At 40.0% G+C, this 19,833-nt stretch carries 16 protein-coding genes; 8 read left to right on the plus strand and 8 right to left on the minus strand.

Features of this window, described 5'->3' with window-relative positions:
- Nucleotides 1–185: 185 nt before the first annotated feature.
- The 5 genes from LKO26_RS08275 to dapA all read right to left on the minus strand — a co-directional run bounded on the left by LKO26_RS08275 (nucleotide 186) and on the right by dapA (nucleotide 4,978).
- Nucleotides 186–2,396: an ATP-binding protein gene (locus tag LKO26_RS08275; protein WP_227587386.1), complete on the minus strand. Its 2,211-nt coding sequence runs from the start codon at nucleotides 2,394–2,396 to the stop codon at nucleotides 186–188.
- A gap of 44 nt (nucleotides 2,397–2,440) precedes the next feature.
- On the minus strand, nucleotides 2,441–2,887 hold the full coding sequence (locus LKO26_RS08280; protein ID WP_227587387.1) for a response regulator: 447 nt from the start codon (nucleotides 2,885–2,887) through the stop codon (nucleotides 2,441–2,443).
- Between the two features lie 14 nt (nucleotides 2,888–2,901).
- Nucleotides 2,902–3,459 (minus strand): helix-turn-helix domain-containing protein, encoded by a 558-nt coding sequence (locus LKO26_RS08285; protein WP_227587388.1) that lies wholly within the window; start codon nucleotides 3,457–3,459, stop codon nucleotides 2,902–2,904.
- Between the two features lie 129 nt (nucleotides 3,460–3,588).
- The gene (locus LKO26_RS08290; protein ID WP_227587389.1) at nucleotides 3,589–4,098 is read right to left on the minus strand and encodes a GNAT family N-acetyltransferase; all 510 of its coding nucleotides are present in this window, start codon (nucleotides 4,096–4,098) and stop codon (nucleotides 3,589–3,591) included.
- Between the two features lie 7 nt (nucleotides 4,099–4,105).
- Nucleotides 4,106–4,978, minus strand: coding sequence for a 4-hydroxy-tetrahydrodipicolinate synthase (gene dapA, locus LKO26_RS08295; protein ID WP_227587390.1), 873 nt, complete (start codon nucleotides 4,976–4,978; stop codon nucleotides 4,106–4,108).
- 106 nt (nucleotides 4,979–5,084) lie between these two features.
- On the opposite strand from dapA, the gene LKO26_RS08300 reads away from it, so the two are divergent.
- The 4 genes from LKO26_RS08300 to recO are packed head-to-tail and all read left to right on the plus strand — an operon-like array spanning nucleotide 5,085 to nucleotide 9,779.
- Nucleotides 5,085–5,846, plus strand: coding sequence for a 5'-nucleotidase C-terminal domain-containing protein (locus LKO26_RS08300; protein WP_227587391.1), 762 nt, complete (start codon nucleotides 5,085–5,087; stop codon nucleotides 5,844–5,846).
- A gap of 3 nt (nucleotides 5,847–5,849) precedes the next feature.
- On the plus strand, nucleotides 5,850–6,800 hold the full coding sequence (locus LKO26_RS08305; RefSeq protein WP_227587392.1) for a bifunctional metallophosphatase/5'-nucleotidase: 951 nt from the start codon (nucleotides 5,850–5,852) through the stop codon (nucleotides 6,798–6,800).
- Nucleotides 6,801–6,810: 10 nt separating this feature from the next.
- Nucleotides 6,811–9,090, plus strand: a complete 2,280-nt coding sequence (locus LKO26_RS08310) for a T9SS type A sorting domain-containing protein (protein ID WP_227587393.1) — start codon at nucleotides 6,811–6,813, stop codon at nucleotides 9,088–9,090.
- A gap of 2 nt (nucleotides 9,091–9,092) precedes the next feature.
- The gene (gene recO / locus LKO26_RS08315) at nucleotides 9,093–9,779 is read left to right on the plus strand and encodes a DNA repair protein RecO (RefSeq protein ID WP_227587394.1); all 687 of its coding nucleotides are present in this window, start codon (nucleotides 9,093–9,095) and stop codon (nucleotides 9,777–9,779) included.
- Here recO and LKO26_RS08320 read toward each other — a convergent pair.
- From LKO26_RS08320 to LKO26_RS08330, 3 genes are read right to left on the minus strand one after another with little or no spacing between them, the layout of a single operon-like run.
- Complete coding sequence (locus tag LKO26_RS08320; protein ID WP_227587395.1) at nucleotides 9,776–11,011, minus strand: glycosyltransferase family 39 protein; 1,236 nt, start codon at nucleotides 11,009–11,011, stop codon at nucleotides 9,776–9,778. The two genes, recO and LKO26_RS08320, sit on opposite strands and share 4 nt — an antisense overlap.
- A 31-nt stretch (nucleotides 11,012–11,042) precedes the next feature.
- Complete coding sequence (locus LKO26_RS08325; RefSeq protein ID WP_227587396.1) at nucleotides 11,043–11,435, minus strand: hypothetical protein; 393 nt, start codon at nucleotides 11,433–11,435, stop codon at nucleotides 11,043–11,045.
- A 21-nt stretch (nucleotides 11,436–11,456) separates the two neighbouring features.
- A complete protein-coding gene (locus tag LKO26_RS08330) occupies nucleotides 11,457–12,497 on the minus strand; it encodes an NAD(P)H-dependent glycerol-3-phosphate dehydrogenase (RefSeq protein ID WP_227587397.1) in 1,041 nt (346 codons plus the stop codon).
- A gap of 210 nt (nucleotides 12,498–12,707) precedes the next feature.
- On the opposite strand from LKO26_RS08330, the gene LKO26_RS08335 reads away from it, so the two are divergent.
- The 4 genes from LKO26_RS08335 to LKO26_RS08350 all read left to right on the plus strand — a co-directional run bounded on the left by LKO26_RS08335 (nucleotide 12,708) and on the right by LKO26_RS08350 (nucleotide 19,796).
- Nucleotides 12,708–13,727, plus strand: coding sequence for a M23 family metallopeptidase (locus LKO26_RS08335; RefSeq protein WP_227587398.1), 1,020 nt, complete (start codon nucleotides 12,708–12,710; stop codon nucleotides 13,725–13,727).
- A 1,795-nt stretch (nucleotides 13,728–15,522) separates the two neighbouring features.
- Complete coding sequence (locus tag LKO26_RS08340; RefSeq protein WP_227587399.1) at nucleotides 15,523–15,921, plus strand: hypothetical protein; 399 nt, start codon at nucleotides 15,523–15,525, stop codon at nucleotides 15,919–15,921.
- A gap of 241 nt (nucleotides 15,922–16,162) precedes the next feature.
- Nucleotides 16,163–19,030, plus strand: coding sequence for an Eco57I restriction-modification methylase domain-containing protein (locus LKO26_RS08345; RefSeq protein ID WP_317206378.1), 2,868 nt, complete (start codon nucleotides 16,163–16,165; stop codon nucleotides 19,028–19,030).
- Between the two features lie 4 nt (nucleotides 19,031–19,034).
- On the plus strand, nucleotides 19,035–19,796 hold the full coding sequence (locus LKO26_RS08350) for a DUF2971 domain-containing protein (RefSeq protein ID WP_227587401.1): 762 nt from the start codon (nucleotides 19,035–19,037) through the stop codon (nucleotides 19,794–19,796).
- Nucleotides 19,797–19,833: the final 37 nt, after the last annotated feature.

Genomic DNA, 19,833 nt, shown 5'->3' on the forward strand with positions numbered 1-19,833 from the left:
TTATAAGATTAGATTTTATGTTTACAGAGTTTTCAGATGATTCCCGGCACACAAATGGCCAAGAAAGTATCTGAGCGCTGCAAACATAAAATCCTGATCAGATGGTAAAGATGAGGGAATTATGGCTTAAAGTTCTTATAAAATTATGTCGTGAACTTATAATATTCCGCTACAGAAGGCAGCGATTAGCCGGCCGGCAGGTAGACGGTGAACACAGCGCCCTGGCCGGGAACACCTTTGGCAAAAATAAATCCACTGTGGTTCTCCACCACTTTTCTGCAGATGGCAAGGCCGATACCTGTTCCCTCATATTCCAGCTTGCCGTGCAGGCGGCTGAAGAGGGTAAAAATACGCTCGGTATATTGCTGCTCAAAGCCGATTCCGTTATCGGTAAATACCATTTTGTGAAACCAAAGTTCCTTTTGCGGTGCCAGCAGCGGTTCATCATCAGAAAGTACAGTGGACACTTCAATAATGATTCTGGGCGGAATATCTTCCCGGGAATATTTGATAGAATTACCTATGAGGTTGATGAATAACTGCTGAATCTGAAACGGAATCACATTCATGACCGGCATGGAATCTGCCTGAATCATTGCTTTTTTCTCTTCTATGGGATCATGCAACTCATCCAGCGCGTTCAGCAGCAACTGATTAAGGTCTGCCTGCTCAAAAACCTGTTCGGCACTGGTGGTGCGGGAAAACTGCAACAAATCTTTGATCAGGCTCCGCATCCTTCCGGATGAAAACTGAATGCGCTCCAGATACTGCTTTCCGGCATCAGAGAGATGCTCGTAATCTTTGTCTACGAGTCGGGAAATAAAGGTCTGAATCTTACGCAGCGGCTCTTGAAGATCGTGGCTGGCAAAATAATTGAAGGCCTGCAGTTCGGCATTTTTAGCTTCCAGAATCCGGTTTTGCTCCTCAATGGCTGTTTTTGCCAGGACTTCATCTGTAGCATCCTGAAGGATGAAAAGGTAATAATCTTCCCCGTTATTGCTCTGGATAATTTTGCAGTTTACATCTATATAGAGCAGTTTATTGTCTGTATTTCTGAAAATACGGAACGTAAATGGCGAAATATCCTGCAACTCTGCGATGGCTGTAATTTTGTCCAGCACGATCTGTAAATCCTGCGGATGAACCGTTTTTTCAAATGAGGTGGGATGGTGCTCAAAGTTGTTCGGATCAAAGCCAAACAGACGAATCAGATTATCCGAAAACACAAACCGCTCCTCATGCATAATCCACTGCAGGGTACCGAAAAGGCCTATTTTTTCTGCTTCTTCAAATGTTTTATTGGCCAGATTCAGCGTCCGGTTTTTGTCGGTAATCAGAGTGTTTACTTCTTCCAGTTTTATCTGATTCTCAATCTCGGAAGTTACATCCATGGTAATGCCCAGAATCCTCAGGTTTTCATCTGGTGAATGTACAGTTTTGCCCACCACATGGAAATAGCGTATGCTTTGATCTTCCTTTAGAATCCGGTACCTGAAAGGAGCCAGACTGCCGGTCTGAATCATTTTCAGGAATTTCCCTTTCACAAACTCCAGATCTTCGGGATGCACATTTTTAAAAAACGCCTGTTCGCCGAGTTCCGGTTCGGGTTTCTCAAATCCGAGAAGCCGGTACTGGTTATCAGAAAAATGATACTGTCTGGTTTCCAGATCGAGCATCCAGATGCCGTATACTCCTACTTTCTCGGCCAGTTGTGCTGTATCCAGTGCAACTTTCAGATCATTATTGATTTTCTTCTGAATGCGCACATCTTTGTTTATGCGGTAAAAAATAAAGACGAACAGCCCCAGCGAAAACAGAGATATGATGTAAATATAAACGGGGGTAGATTTCTGGCTGAACAAATAAAGTGCTTTGCGCTCATCCAGCAGTTTCTTTTCCGCACTCAGCATCTCATCCATTTTATCATGAATACTGTCCATTACATTTCTGCCGGCCAGCAGTGAATGCTTCATACTATCGGCATCATCAAATGAAAAATTGGCTTCCAGGCTATTGTTTACAATATTGTATTTATAATGCACCATCATTTCCAGTGCATCCAGATGAGCGAGCTGGTCCGGGCGGTCATGCAGCAAATTATTGAGTTCTGCCAGCAGGTAGGAGGTTTCGTCCATTTTGGCCTTAATCCGCGGGCGGGAATTGCCCATGTCATTCAGAATGATATTCCGTCTTTCGGTTTCTATATCCTTCAGATTGGAGTAGAGTTTCTCCAGTTTCAGGGATACCTCGTAAGACACTGTCACCTCGCCGGAATTTTCGGTCTGTCGTTCCAGGTGTTTATAGGTAATGGCCATCAGGAAAAACATGATGGCCATCGTTACTATAAAAATGACGTTGATGAGGAATGACGCTTTGTCCCGGAAAATTGTATTCATTCTGCAGAGCCTGTTTCAGTTAAATCAGCTGAATCTTCCGGGAACTAAATCCGCAGGAGAAAATTATCCTTATTGAGTCCGGAAGTCTGGTACTGCCAGTTGATGGTGACCACATCTGACAATACTTTCTTCAGGGTAGTAAAATCACTGGGCTTTTTAATGTAAATATTGGCTCCGTTTACGAAAGTTTCTTCTATATGTTCTTCTGAGGAAGAGGTAGAATAAATGGCTATAGCAATATCAGACAGTTTGGGATTGTTTTTAATCTCATGCAGACACTCCAGACCATTTTTCTTGGGCATATTCAAATCCAGAAACAGGATTTCGGGCAAAATGGCCTCGTCACTGTTCAGATAATCCATGAGTGCCGCACCATCGTTATAGGTTTTTACTTTCGTGCTGATTTTTAGTTCATCAAAGGCATCTGTAAAAAATAGTCTGTCATCTTCATCATCATCTGCCAGTATGATATTCATATATTCTTTGGTCATAAACTTCTTGTTTTTTATTTCATATTAGCGATTTCCCTTCTTTTGGCCACAATTTTCTGAAATTGTGAAGGGGTAATGCCGGTCGTATTTTTAAACTGGGTACTGAGGTGTGCCACGCTGGAATAATTGAGGCGGTAAGCAATTTCGGTGAGGGTGAGCTTATCATTGACAATTAATTGTTTGGCATGTTCAATTTTTTGCAGGATAATATAATTTTCTATGGACGTATAGGTCACTTCAGAAAAAAGATTGGAGAGGTATCCGTAGCTGTGATTCAGTTGTTCTGCCAGGTACACCGAAGCTTTCACATTGACATCCTTTTCAGAAGACACCATGTCAAAAATCACGTCTTTTACCTTCTGCACCAGTGCCGATTTTTGATTTTCTATGATTTCTATACCATATGTACCCAGTGATGCCGTAATTTCTTCCATTTCTTTTTTGGATACCGCATCCAGAAATTCTACCTCACCGAAACTGGCAATGCGGTAGCGGATATTTCTGCCACCCAGCAGATCATCCAGAATGGCCTTACCCAGCGTATTAAAATCAAATTTTAGATATAGTTTCATAAGAACAATGATAATGTTTTAAGAAGTAAAGATACAGAAAAGATCCATAAACTATTATGTTTAAAATTTCATTAACCAAAAAAAGGCATTCCAACAAATATTTCTGAATAAATCCGGTAAGTGTAGAGATTATTTATTTCCAGCAGAAATATGAAACTCCATCAGATAATCATCCATAACAAACCCACTGCCAATGTCAAACACCCCTTCATCATATACCTGAAATCCCTGGGATTGGTAAAACGCGAGGGCCGGATTCCCCTTATTGACATTCAGGATAATTCTCTGATCTCCCAGTTGGGCAACTTCTTTCTTCAGAAAATCCATAGTTTGTTTTCCAAAACCCCGGCCTTTGCATTCCTTCAGCAGATAAATGCGGTGCAGCTTGGTAGTCCCCGGCTCGTAATGATGCTCAAAACCCAGCAACCCCACATTTTTACCATCTTCCGGCTGTATGATATAATATTCATAATCCGGATTACTGAAATGTGCTGTAAGTGCTGCATTACCATACATCTGCGCCAGCATATAATCCATTTGTGCTGTACTCAGAATCCCCTCATAATTGGCACGCCAGGACTCTTCTGCAATTTTCTGCAACAAGGGAATATCGGCTTCAGATGCTTTTATCAGAACCATCTGTGCCTTAAATGTTTTTCATTTCTGCCTTAATTTTATCATGCAGACCTGCTGAGGCCGGAATGAGTGGCAAACGCAGATAATTCTTCACAATACCCATTTCTGCCAGTACTGCTTTGATTCCGCATGGATTTCCTTCCACAAAAATAAGCCTCGTAATCTCTACCAACTTATTATGAATTTCATACGCTTCCTTTACCTTGCCCTGCATAGCGAGTTGCACCATAGATGAAAATTCTTTGGGATAAGCCTGCCCGATTACAGAAATCACGCCGTCACCACCCGCCAGGGTTACCGGCAGCGTGAACTCATCATCACCGGACAAGAGTGAAAAACCTTCCGGTTTCTTGCGGATAATGTCAAAATATTGAAGAATATTGGGTGCAGCCTCCTTTATAATGCATAAGTTCGGAAATTCTGAAGCCAGCCTCAGCGTGGTTGCTGCTTCCAGATTCTGCCCGGTACGGGACGGCACGTTATAAATGATAATTTTTCTACCGGTAGCGGCCAATGCTTTATAGTGCTGATAAAGCCCCTCCTGATTAGGCTTGTTATAATACGGAGAAACAGAGAGAACGGCATCGAAGGCAGAAAGATCTGTTGTTTCAATCTGCTGCTTCACTTCCAGCGTATTATTTCCGCCGATTCCCAGTACGAGTGGCAGTCTTCCATTATTCACCTTCACCACATGATCTACCACTTCCTGTTTTTCCGCCGCTGTGAGGGTGGCTGCTTCTGCAGTGGTTCCCAGCACCACTAAAAAATTGATCCCATTGTCAATATTAAACTCAATCAGCCTGGACAGCGAATTGAAATCTACTGATAAATCTTCATTAAAAGGTGTGATTAATGCCACACCTACCCCTTTTAGTTTGCTCATTATAATTCTTTTAAGTTTCAAATGTACACCTTTTCGGGAATAATTTTTGTTAAAAAAAGTGAAAATTTGCTTTCAAATCTTATATTTGTAGGTAATATCAAGACGTATGAAATACAGAAGCATCAGCACCCTGCTGTTATTGGTTTTTCTGGCCTCGTGCAGAGCTCCCCTCGCCATGAACCGTGTAGAGACCGGGAAGAATATTTCCCTGACTCAGGATTTGCCGGAAGACCAGAATTTCCTGCAGATTATTGCGCCTTATAAAAAGGAACTGGAAAGCATTATGAACACCAAAATCTCTTATACAGACACAGATCTGAATAAGCAGGGAGACAACAGTAATCTAGGCAACCTGCTGGCAGATTTTGTGTATGAAGGAGCCAATGAGTGGGCCGCACAGAACAAGATGCCCGAAGTAGACGGCGCAGTCATTAATATCGGCGGAATCCGCACCAGTATTGGCGTAGGCGACATTCTCACCAAACACATTTATCAGGTGATGCCTTTTGAAAATGAAGTAGTCATTGTAAAACTGACCGGTGAACAGATGCAGGGTCTGTTTGATTACTACCTGAGCACCCAGAAAAACAACCCGGTTTCCCATCTGCTGATTGAAACCGAACGCGGACAAACCCTTACACGCATGCTCATTAACGGCAAGCCTGCAGACAAGACCAAAACCTACCACATAGCCACCTCAGACTATCTGGCACTGGGTGGCGACAGCATGAATTTCTTTTCGAAAGGTGAAATGACCGCTACCGGAATCAAAATGCGCGATTTATTCCTGGAAAAATTTAAAGCCAATCCGGTGATTAAGGCACCCTCAGATTTACGTTTGATTTTCAAAAACAAACCCAACAAGTAAGCAATGGACAGAAAAAAATTCATACAAACAGCAGGTGCAGGTTCACTGGCCATGACGCTGATGCCATCCGGACTCTGGGCAGCAGGACAATCCCTAACCGCCGGCAGCAAAGCCCGGAAACTCACCATCTTGCACACCAATGATCAACACAGCCAGATTGAACCCTTTGACGCCAGCAATGCCCGGAATCCGAACCAGGGCGGATTTGCACGCCGGGCATCACTCATAGAAAGCATCAGAAAAACAGAAAACAATGTATTGCTACTGGATTCGGGGGATATTTTTCAGGGAACCCCTTACTTTAACTTTTTCGGTGGCGAGCTGGAATTCAAACTGATGTCCATGATGCGTTATGATGCCGCAACTATGGGCAATCACGATTTCGACAATGGCTTGGAAGGATTCAAAAAGGCTCTTCCCCAGGCAAAATTTCCCTTTATCTGCTCCAATTACGATTTCAGCAACACTATGCTGGACGGTCTTACCATTCCCTATAAAATATTCAACAAAAACGGAATCCGGGTCGGCATTTTCGGGCTCGGCGTACAGCTGAAGGGACTGGTGGGCAAAAAGCAATATCAGGAAACAGAATACCTGAATCCCATAGAAATGGCACAACACTATTCTACAATTCTGAAAACAGATCAAAAATGTGATCTGGTCATTTGCCTTTCTCACCTGGGCTATGATTATACCGGTGAACCCGATAAAATTTCGGACAAAGACCTCGTAAAAAACACCGAAAATATAGATCTTGTTCTGGGCGGGCACACCCACACTTTCCTGAAAGAGCCACAAACTTTAGCCAACCGTGCAGGCAAAAATGTACTGATTAATCAGGTAGGTTTTGCCGGACTCCTGCTGGGACGCATTGAATACTACTTCAGCAAGGACAAAAAAATTGAGAACATCGCCTGGAAAAACCAGTGGATTGATGACCAAATCATTGCATAACCCGAAACTCATGAAAAAATTACTGCAATTTTCCTTTATCATACTAAGCGGCGCTCTGGCGTTCGGACAAAATATTTCCTCTAAAAAGTGGACCGATCTTTTTTCTTACAACAATGTGCTGGCTATTAAAGAAAATAACGGAAAACTGATGGCTGCCACAGAAAACGGAATATTCTATTACAATCTCAGCGGTGGCGAAATTACCAAACTTTCTAAAGCCAACGGGCTGCACGAAGTGAAAATATCTGCCTTCGATTATAATGAGCAGACCCAGACCGGACTCGTAGGATACGTAAACGGTTCCATGGATATCATTACCCCGCAGGGCATTACATACGTGGTAGACATCCCCATAGCCACAGGTTTCAACGGGGATAAATCCATTAACCATATTTCCATTAACGGAGACCGTGCTGTGATTTCCGTGGATTACGGAGTGTCCATTTTTGATCTGACCCGTAAAGAGTTTGCCCAGTCTGCTTTTTTCGTAAACGGCTCCACATTTGAAGCCGCTAATGAAGCGGCCATTCTGGACAATAAAGTCTATGCAGCCACCGCGACCGGGCTGAAAATGCACGAGATTGACGTGACCTTTCCTGTGTATTCCACATGGAGCACCGTGGCTTCCGGGGATTTTATCCATGCCGACTCCGAAGGGACGATAGCGGTAGCTACCGCCAATAACGTATATTACGGTACCGGAGGCACGTTCAGTCAGTTACCCCAGGCCTTCGGAAGCATTACCGATGTGGTGGTTACAGCACAGCACATTACAGTGACCGATACTGAACGGATCTATGTTTTCAATACCGGCGGCTCATCTGTAACCAGCGGCGGAATGGGACAACATTGTAATACGGGAACGTATATTGGCGGAGCCATTTACGCTGGTACCATAACCTCAGGAATAATAGATGTAGCTAAAAATGTGATAAAACCCGATGGGCCCTACAATAACCGTTCTTACAAACTGCAATTGCTTAATGGGCAGATATGGGTATCCAGCGGAGCAAGGAAAGACCGGTATAACGGTGGTTTACCGGATCCTCAAAATCTGGGCTTCTACTATTTTAACGGGATGGAATGGATTTATCCCATGATGTTTCAGGAAAATACCACGACCACTTTTAATGTGCTGGATGTGGTAGCCAATCCTTCTGACCCCGCAGAAGTATTTTTCACGAATTATACAGAGCAGGCAGGACAAGGAATTTACAAAATGCGTTATGATGGTGGAAATAAAAATTTCGCGCTCGAAAAATTTTACAACTCCAATGACGCAGGCGAGCACCCCGCTTTCAACAGACCTACAGGCCTTACATTTGATTCGCAAAATAATTTAATGGGAACCATCAGTGCTTTACTGAGTCCCACTGGCACTTTTTCTGCAGGAGTGATGGCCTACGACCGCAACGCAGATAAGTTTCTGTACCGCAATTTACCTTTGGGACAGACCGCCCAGAAACCCGTGATGTACGAGGGTAAAATGTGGGTTCCGATCCCCAGATCATCCCATTTAATTGCTTACGATTATAAAAACTCACCTACCAACCTTTCAGATGATGTATCGTACACCCTTTCCAAACAAAATGGTTTTCCTTCCAATTCAGAAGGGGTCATATCTGTAGCTTTTGATAAAAATGACGACGCTTGGATTGGCACCGATACCGGACTGCGAATTTTACCATCTGCGTCTTCAGAAGTCATGATGGATCCCCAGGTAGAATCTGTAGTCATTACCCAAAGCGGAATTCCAGAAGAACTCTTCAGAGACAGTTCCATCCTCCAGATTGAGGTAGATACCGGAAACTTTAAGTGGGTATCTGTAGAAGGCGGAGGTGCTTATATGATGAGCGCCAATGGTGAGCAGACCCTCAAACATTTCACCCGAGAAAACTCACCGCTTCCCACCAACAGTGTGACCGATATTAAAGTAGATCACAAAACAGGAAAAGTCTATTTTTCCACCTTTGACGGGATTGTAGTATACCAGGGAGACGTGGCCGATGTAACTTCCAATTTCGGAAATGTACTGGTTTACCCTAATCCTGTAGTCTATGCCAACTTCAAAGGTGTGGTCACCATCCGCGGTCTGGCCGAGAAAACCAACATCCGCATTGCAGATGCCGCTGGAAACCTGGTACATCAGGCTGTAGCCAGAGGCGGTTATTATGAATGGAACCTCAATAATCAGCGGGGCAAACGTGTAGCATCCGGCGTGTATTTTGTCCTGATGACCAATGAAGACGGAACCGATAAAGCTACTGCAAAAATTGCTGTAGTGAACTAGAAATGCGGTTGCTGAACGGGTTTTTACTCTCATATCTGAAATACGGAGATCAGGACTGCATCCTGCACTGCTTCACTCTGGAGCAGGGTTTCCAGAGTTTCTTTGTGCACAGAATCTACGCCAAAAGCAATAAAAGCAAAGCTTTTCTGACGCCGCTGAACGCATTATCCTTCACGGTTTCACCCAAGATAAAAACCGGGGGCATACTGACATGCAGCAAAATAGAGCTACTGAACAGATCATCTGCTCCAGACAGCATGAAGTACAACGCCGTGGTATTTTTTGTGGCAGATTTTCTGAACCAGGTACTCCGGAATGAGTCTGAAAATCATAAAATTTACAATGAAATTACAGGTTTTCTAGCAGAATTAGAACAGGAGAATTACAGGGCTCATCTTATATTTCTGATGAGATTTCTCGACATTTCTGGGGTACTGCCTTTAGCTGAACAAGGATTATTTCTGGATCCGGAAACAGGAAATTTTGGCGCAACACAAGTCCATTCCATTTTTGATGAAACCCTGTCTGCTCTCTGGAAAGAAATCATTTGCAGTACCCGACCTTACGACACCCCTGTTCCTGCGGCATTACGAAAACCATTCCTGGACAGTCTGATGGTGTACTATTATTATCATTTCACAGACTTCCGGATACCGGGATCACTGGAGGTGGTTCAGGAACTGTTTTAAGACCGAGGAGATTCAATTCTTTGTTTGATAAACCGTTCATAGATGAACAATGAAATCAGCGCATACTGCACCCATTCAAAATCAAGTTTGAAGCGCATATTGGCTGCATGCCCAATCATGTATGGTGCGGTGAATCCAGCAAAAAGCAGCAGAGACACCCAAAACAACCTGCGATATGACCGGTAGAGTCCAGAAAGTGCCCACAGCGTCAGCACATTGATTAACAATACATATAATTTTCTGCCAAAAACAGCAGTTAGTGGGTCATGAAAATAGCGAGAAGGCACATACCACAGCAGTACAGCATTCTGCAAAGCTTTCTTTATATAAACCTCTTCATTGCCGTCCAGCACCCGCTGTACCTCCGCCTGATAGACCTTTTCCATTTCAAATTCTGAAATGCTTTTTTTCAGTTGAAACGTATATCGTTCATGCTCATTAGAAATCAGCATTACCTCTGGGCAGACATTCACGCCCGGAACGAAACTAAAATAAATATTCTGCCAGAAAGGTGTTTTTGTCAGGATTATTTTATCAAAAACCACATAATTCCGGATAATCCATGGTGAGTACACCAAAGCACCCACAGCAATCAGCAATACAAGGCCTGAAAATCTGATTTTCTTCAGAATAAATAAGGTCAGCAGCAATATCCCGACCAGCGGAACCACAATCACTTGTGTCAAAAACAAAACGCCGGTAACCACTGCCAGAACAATCAGATCTTTTCTATGAATGACATTTGCTGTAAATATCCTGAGATACTGATAAATCCAAAAAAGAAATACAGGCACAAATACATTGGTAATCTCCAGCACATTGGAATAATAAAAATAAGCAGGCGAGAAAATCAGCATGTAACCGGCCAGAATACCAGCCTTTTGTTTCCCGAAAAGACTGAAAATTTTAATGAGCAGAAAGGGACAGACAAAAAATAACAGATGCTGTGCGAGCACAGTTGCCTCCCGGGCATACTCCGGGAAAAACTTCACAAAAAAACTGATAAAGACCGGATATATAGGTAACTTGTAAGCAGTGGGTCCCACGTCCATATACTGAGCATATACCCCGTGCTGTGCAAGGTTTACTGCTATTTGCCAATCCTCAAAAACGCCACCCGGAAACCCGGTGATGAAACTGTACGTTACTTTGGCTGCAAAAATAAAGATGCAAAAAACCGAAAAGATCCGGATATTCAGTAATTTGCCCACAAATTTTATGATTTTTTCCATTTCTGGTCTGATTTGGTAATACTTACCGCGTTTATACTCTTACGCGGTATACATCCGTCTGATTGCGCCGGATGTTCTGTACGAAAAATCCACCTTCCTCTGCAATCATCTCCTGCAAATCAAATTGCTTGCAATCTGCAGGAAGTCCCTCAAAAATCAAGGTAAACCAATAATCCCGGAAGGGCGGCACTTCTGTCCACATGGGTGTAAAGGAAATATTTTCGGCATGCACCAGCCGGCTTCTGCTTCCGGATACTTCATCAACAAGAAAAGTGGACGGCCAGATTCTGATCAGGCTGCCCAGTGCCGCTTCTGCAGGGAAACAGCAATGAATGATGACCTGTTTTTCCTCCACCGGAAGTATCCGAAGTTCTTCCACAATTTCGGGGGCAATTACCGGAGCGGGTTTTTGAATAGTGCTCATGGCCGGGAGATTCAATAAGGATTAGTTAAGTTTTGCGGTGAGTTTTGAAAACTGATTTTCGGCACTTTTTTCTTCGTACAGGATATTGTAAATGGTGTCAATAATCGGCGTTTTAATTTTTTTGTCCTTTGCAGTGGCATACACAGAAGCCGCAGCATAATACCCCTCTGCCACCATGTTCATAGACTGAATAGCAGATTTCACGGTGTATCCTTTTCCAATTAAATTGCCCAGATTCCGGTTCCGGGAGAACAGTGAATAGGCCGTTACCAGCAAATCGCCCAGATAGGCACTCTCATTGACATCCCGCGGCGCCTCGTAGATGGCTTCCAGGAAAGTTTCCATTTCCCGGATGGCATTAGACACAAAAACAGCAATGAAGTTATCTCCATACCCCAGCCCACTGGCAATCCCAGCACCGATGGCGTAGATGTTTTTCAGAATAGCACTGTACTCATTCCCCAATATATCTGTACTGGGATTTACTTTGATGAAAGATGAAGAAAATATCTGATCCAGCTGCTTCGCCACATCCTCTTCTACCGTGGCAATGGTCAGGTAGGAAAGTCTTTCCATACCCACTTCTTCTGCATGGCAGGGTCCGGCAATGACCGCCTGATTGCGGAAGCCTATTTCAAAATCGTTGCGTAAATAATGGGCTACCACGTCATTGGCTTTGGGCACAATTCCCTTAATGGCAGAAACAAAAATTTTATTCCTGTAATCTACGGTGAGCCGGTCCATGGCATCAGACAAATAAATAGACGGCGTGGCCAGCACCACAATATCACTGGCGGCCACCATTTCATTAATATCTGTAGTAATATTAAGACTGCGCAGGTTAAAACTCACAGAAGTAAGGTAAGTGGGATTGTGACCCCTTAATTCTATGGCCCCTTTTACAAACTCGTTCCGTACGCACCAGTTTACCACTTCACAGTTTTCTACCAGCATCTTCACAATAGCGGTAGCGAAACTTCCGCTTCCCAGTACACCTACTTTAATTTCTGATTTCACTTTCTTTGCTGTGCCTTTTTTGTCCTTCGTCGTTTTCTTTATCATTTCTTAACATCAATGTGCAAAGATAGCGAAATATGCACAGCCCCGAATTGCGAAGTTCACATAAAAAGAATCATGAAATGGCACAATTTTACTGTAAAATCTCCGTTATTTCATTTTATTATTAAAATTTTGTTAATTTTTCTCTTTCAGCACGGTTTTTTATATAAATTTGCCGACTTCTGATATAATAGAGAGAAAGTTTGGATTATTATGAAAAAGAAATTAAGAAATAAGAAAAAAGTAAATGTACTCTTAGGCGGCTTTCTGGCTGTAATTTTCGGACAAGGTATTCTGATTTCCAAATTGTGGAATGAGCGGGATGACAAAACTTACGAAGTAAATCTCGTGAAAATCAATACGCAAAAAGACAGCATAGACTATGCGAAAATGAAAAATGATTTGCTGGTGATGGACAAAACGATACGGGACATCAACTCATTTTTGAGCATAAAAAAAATCTCCAATACCAAAATTGAAGCATTAGAGAAAGACAGTCTTTCCAGTGCTGTTTATCTGGCCCGGCAGTCCAACCGCTACAGCCAGTACCTGATGGATTTGCAGAACAAACTGATGCAGGTACCACTGGGACTGCCCAGCGACGGATACATTTCATCTAATTTTGGCAAAAGAACCAACCCGATTCCCTACAGAACCATGCTGGCGTCTGTAAGAAGCACTCCGGCCGCCAAAACATCTGCCATAGCTTCAGCTCCGGCCACCAATACCATCAGAAAAGTGGTTTCGGTAAAAGTAGTGGAAGAAAAAGACAGTACCGGAGCGGTGGTCAAGAAAACCATTCCGGTGTATGAAACCGTCACCGTTCCTGCCACTGCGCAGCAAGCAAACATCAGTACCCCTGGAGGCACTACAAAAGTAGCGGTAAGAGAGATGAACAATCCGCCGGCAGAGCCGGATCAGATTCAGTTTCATAAAGGCATGGACATTGCGGTTGCACCGGGCACCGATGTGAGAACGACCGCTGAAGGCAGGGTGATTTTTTCCGGACAGAAAGGAGGCTACGGAAACTGTGTCATTGTATCTCATGGCAACGGCCTCGCCACGCTCTACGCACACTTGTCCAAACTATTAGTGAAAACAAATGATCAGGTGAAGGTCAATCAGGTCATCGCCAAATCGGGCAATACAGGAAGATCTACCGGTCCGCACCTTCATTACGAAGTACACCAGAACAATACACCGGTGAATCCGAAGTTATTTATGAATTTTTAAGGGAAACCCCTCCTCAATGATCAAAGCCGTCTCATACCAAAAAGGAGACGGCTTTTTTATATCAGTACCTTACATTTGATAATACCGAAAATAATATAAACGTAATGATCCATTGCCAAAAACACTAAATGATCATCATATTGTTCACAGCAAAAAAAAACTGGGCTTGTTTTCAGATAAGAAAATCGATATTACGAGCACACCATTATAAAAAAACCACTTACAATTCTGCAAGTGGTTGATTTCCAATGTGGCCCAGCCTGGGCTCGAACCAGGGACTTGCTGATTATGAGTCTACATTATTTTATCCTTAATATTTTGAATTTCAAAGTGTTATATAATTTCAATTTATTTCTTTTTTTATGATTTGTGCTAAGTTTATCTCTCTATGGAAAATAATCGTGCAATAATATTTCTACAAAATAAGGCTTTGACAACAATAGATTAACAGGATTACGAGATATAGGACAAAATAAAGAACAGTTGTGTATTTTGTACTTTTCCAAAACCTTTTGATCTAGGAAATAAACTGAAATTTGAAATTTATCTTCAAGATTTAAACCGTGTTTTCTTAAATTCTTTTTCGCGTGTTCTCTACCATAATTTTTTTTGATCCGAAGAAAGCCTTGATACAAAACCCCAAAAAAAATGCAAAAAATCCCATTAGGATAATGCATAATTTTCTAACATCATCAATTAGAACACCAATATGTTTTTTATCTCCTATAAAGATATTATAAGTATTAATAGTAGTGGAGAGGTTTCACTTTCAGAACATTATGAAGACAACCAAAAACTTTTAATTGAATCTCCTTCCGAAGCTCATTTATTTTGGGTTTCGTAGGGAATCGTTGTGGAAAACCTATTAAAATCAATTTTCATAAAACACCAAGTTTTAAGAATCGAAAAAAATGAAGCCATTATCAAAGTAGAACCATCAGCGCCAAAAAAATTTCAAGACATTTATTCCTACGTAACTTCAATTGGTATTTCGGCATCTTCGAACTTATGGCTTCAAACAGAATTTGATAGATTGGACATTAATAATCCGTTAGAAATCAAAACTAACACATTATGGAATTTATGTACAATTGAACTCAAAGACATGTTGAATCTTTCTAAAATTACTCAGACGTAATATGACGAAATATATAACTCTATGAATGTTTTGAGGTTAATGCGTCGTAATATTGACGCACACTCATTTTTAAAAAGTCGTGTAGTGGGTAGTATAAATGGAGATTTGGAAAACATTTATGTCCCAATGATAGATTTATTGATAAAAATTTACAATAGATGAAAGTTGTAAAAATTCTTCAGGAACAAAGTGGAAGACTTCAGATTGAAAGTAATTGCTCGACTAATAACGAACTTTTAGAATTATTATCATCTTGCATCACAAGTCTAAAAAACATTTCTCATCAATTAGGATTTGTTGAATTCAAGATGAAAACTGCGAGGGATTGTTACGCCACTACTCTAAGGAGAAATGCGATACCGTTAGAAACTATTTCAGAGTTGTTAGGACATTCCAACACAATGGTGACAAGACATTACATTGGTTCAATGGACTTGGAAACTATAACTAAAGCAAATGAATGCTTGATCTAATTTAATAAGAATACGACCTAAAACAAAGGTCACTACAAACGGTACTCCCGTTTCCAAAACCAAACTGTAATCCATATGAAATCAAGAAATTTAAAACGTAGTCTGAGATTTGGCGTGCCTTGATGAGTTTTTTTCTAAAAAAACTAATGCCAATAATTTAATTTTTAATAACAAAATAATTTTTATGAAACATTTTCATATAATCGCGCAGCTTAATGCGCTTGATACACAAAAAATAAAAGAAAATCAACACCTATTAGACAATGTGCAATACGAAAGGTGGGAAGCAGAACGTATTCTACCAATAAATGAAAATGATCTACCTTACGGTTATAACGGTCTCTTAGGTTTTACCGCAGATGTAGTTCCTGTATACCATATACTTACAATTATTGATCTTATGCATACTTCAGGTATTAATGGAGACCCTCAGTTCAGGAAATGGCCAATATTGGAAAGATATAAAGATGTATGGGAAGGGTTTGCTGAAATGAAAGAAGATGGCTTCTATGATAACATTAGGATAGTTTATGATCCTGAACAGGAACAGCAGAGGCAAGAGTATTTTCGAAGTCAATTTTAATAACTAACAGGTCAATTGACCTGTTTTTTTATTAACATTTCTTGCCTCGCAGGTTGAAATTTATTATTTTTAAGGTTTGCATTGATTTATGTTTCAAAAAACTATTGTTTCCAAATATTTAAAAACTCAAAACCAAGAAGAACTCCATCAGAAATGGACTTTGTTCTGCAATCATTTCAAAAATCCTACGGTTCAGGAAAACATCAGAAACTCCAAGGAGGAACAGTATCAGGAAGGATTTTTGAGGGATCTGTTTGTTGATGTTTTTGGTTATACGCTCAATCCAACTGTTGGTTTCAACCTTACCACAGAACTTCGGAATATCAAAGACACCAAAAAAGCGGATGGCGGAATCATTATTGATGAAAAAGTGGTTGGAGTAATAGAACTGAAGGGAACGAATACCACTGATCTTGGAAAAATTGAACAACAGGCATTCAACTATAAGAACAATCAGATTGGTTGCATTTATGTGATAACATCCAACTTTGAGAAACTGAGGTTCTATGTGGAAGATACTATTCATTTTCAGGAGTTTAATCTGTTTGATCTTTCTCAGGAAGATTTCAACCTGTTATACCTCTTTCTGAATTTCGATAATCTGCAAAATAATGTTCCTAAGAAAATCAAAGACGAATCAGTTTCTCAGGAAGATGTGATCACTAAAAAACTGTACAAGGATTATTCAGTTTTCAAAAGGGAACTTTTTCAGAATTTTGTACAGCAAAACCCCGATCACAACCAACTTGAACTTTTCAAGAAGACACAGAAATTACTTGACAGACTCCTGTTCCTGTTCTTTGGCGAAGACCGTGGACTTTTGCCTCCCAACTCAGTAAGACAAATTCTTGAACAGTGGAATAAACTCAACGATTTGGATGAATATGTTCCACTTTATAACCGATTCAAAAAATATTTCGGATATCTGAATACAGGATTCAAGGGGAAAAATCATGATGTTTTTGCATACAACGGTGGTCTCTTCAAACCTGATGAGATTTTGGATGTGATTTATATTGATGATGATTTACTGTACAAACACACCCTGAAACTTTCCGAATACGATTTTGCTTCGGAAGTGGATGTGAATATTCTCGGTCACATTTTTGAAAATTCCCTGAATGAGATTGACGAAATAAAATCTCAGTTGGAAGGGAAAGAGGTTGATAAATCCAAAACCAAACGCAAGAAGGACGGTGTTTTTTATACTCCAAAATACATTACCAAGTATATTGTAGAAAATACGGTGGGTAAGTTATGTGAAGAGAAAAAGACCGAATTCGGAATTGTGGAAGAGGATTATTCCAATGATAAAAAAAGGCAACAGAAGACCAAGGAAAATCTTTTGCAGAAACTTGACGAGTACCGCAAATGGTTATTGCAGATCACCATTGTGGATCCTGCCTGCGGAAGTGGGGCGTTCCTGAATGAAGCACTCAATTTCCTGATCGAAGAACACCGTTACATTGATGAAATGGAATCCAAATTAACAGGATCTTCCATTTCTTTCAGTTATCATTCTGAAAGTATTTTGGAAAATAACCTCTTTGGGGTTGATTTGAACGAGGAATCGGTAGAAATCGCCAAACTTTCTTTATGGTTAAGAACCGCAGAACCCAACCGAAAACTTAATAACCTGAATAACAACATCAAATGTGGCAATTCATTAATTGACGATCGTGAAGTGGCGGGCGACAAAGCGTTCAGTTGGGAAAAGGAATTTCCTCAAGTGTTTGAAAAAGGCGGTTTTGATGTGGTGATTGGGAATCCGCCGTACGGCGTTAAATTTAGTGATCAGGAAAAAAAATATTTGGGAAATTTTGATGTTTTAGTCCCTGATTTCGAAATATATATATTCTTCATTTCACTACATAAAAAGATATTAAGAAAAGGTGGAGTTTTGTCTTATATTTTTCCAAATACATTTTTATCAATTATGTACGGACAGAAATATAGAGAAGAAATATTTAGCACCACTGTAGTTTATGAGATTGTAGATTTGTCTACAGATGTAACTTTTGTTGACGCAAATGTCAGAACTTGTATATTTTCTTTTTCCAAAAACGACAATGATTATCAATGTGTTCTCTCAAGGTTGAATAATAAAGAATTCTCATTCATTGAAGTTTGTTCACGTTCGCAATTAATTGAAAATTCAGAGAATATACTCAGTCTTTTCTCCCAAAATTCAGAAGAAAAAAAAATAATTACAAAAGTTCTAAAATTTCCGAAGTTAAAGTCATTTCTCACCGTATCGCAAGGATACATACCTTATAGAAGAAGTGATTTAATAAAGAAATATGGTGAAGAGGAGGGGAACAAAATTGTTGATAACCGACTATGGCATTCCACTATGAAGTTTGACGAAACATGGAAAAGAGAAATTCTTGGTAAAGATCTTAAAAGATATCATTACGAAATATCTGATGGTTTTATTAAATATGGTAAAGATGTGGCATCTTATGTCGATCCCAAATTTTTTGAAACAGAAAGGATCATAGTGAGAGAAATAACGTCAGATAAATTGTATTGTAGTATTATTGAGGAAGAAGCGTACAATAATCCCTCCATCATAAATATTATTGATGAACAAAATGTTCTTAATTTAAGATATGTTCTATCATTACTAAATTCAAGTTTGATAGGATGGTTTCACAAAAAAATGTCACCAAAAGCAAACAAGGGATTGTTTCCAAAAATTTTGATCAATGATATAAGAAATCTACCCTTAATTGATTTAGAAAAACAAGACCAACAGACATACGTGCTTAAATCTAATGAAATGATTTCTTTGAACAAAGATTTACACGAAGTTTCCAACAGGTTTCAAAGAACACTCACACGCAAATTTGAAGGAATTTCTTTATCCAAAAAAATGCAGGATTGGTACAGTTTATCCTATCCCGAATTCATCAAAGAACTTTCAAAACAGAAAATAAAACTTTCTCTTTCAGAAGAAGCAGAATGGGAAGATTATTTTTCTCAGGAGAAACAAAAGGCCTTGGACATTAAAAACACCATTGACGCAACCGATAAAGAAATAGACCAAATGGTTTATGAACTGTATGGTTTGACGGAGGAAGAGATTGAGATTGTTGAAAATAGTTGATATTATGGCTAAATTTTATAAATACAAGGGTAATGTTAATATCAGTGATGACAATGGGAGAAAGTTATTTGAAAGAGATTTAGATTTTATCGAAAATAACAAAATTTGGTTGTCAAACATAAATCAACTCAACGATCAAAATGAGGGAATTCACAACCTTGATAATTTTAAAACAAGTTTAAAGGCAGGAATGAAAATGGCGGGTTTTCTTGGTTTGAAAAAATATGATGAAAAAACCAATTTGAATTACGCCAATTCCATATATAATTTTATCAGAGTTATGAAAGAAAATGTAGGTATATACTCGTTAACTACAGATTTTTCTAATAGATTAATGTGGTCACACTATGGAAATAGTAATATGGGATACTGTATCGAATATGATTTTGATTCCATTACTGATTTACAATTGCAGCATATCAATGGATGGCATCCGAGCCATAATGACAGGTTTGAGCAAGTTAAATATCAAAAGCAGGTATATTCCCCTGTGAGTTTAAATTTTAAAATTGAAGATTTCTTCAAAATTGTCTCTCATAAGACAGAAGAATGGAATTATGAAAAAGAATGGAGGATCTTAACAAGTATTTCAGGTGGTTACTCGCATAAAAATAACATTGTAACATCAATTATTTTTGGAAGTAGGGCTGCAAGTGAAGTGAAGGAGGAAATAATAAATGCGTTGCAGAAGAAGAATATCAAGTTTTATCAACTTGAAAGAGTTAAGGAAAATAAATTAGTATTTGCTAAAAAATTGATCAGATAAGCAAAAAAAATTTGCAACACATCCCCTCAATTTATAT

Origin of the sequence: Chryseobacterium sp. MFBS3-17, assembly GCF_020687745.1 — a bacterium.
GTDB lineage: Bacteria > Bacteroidota > Bacteroidia > Flavobacteriales > Weeksellaceae > Marnyiella.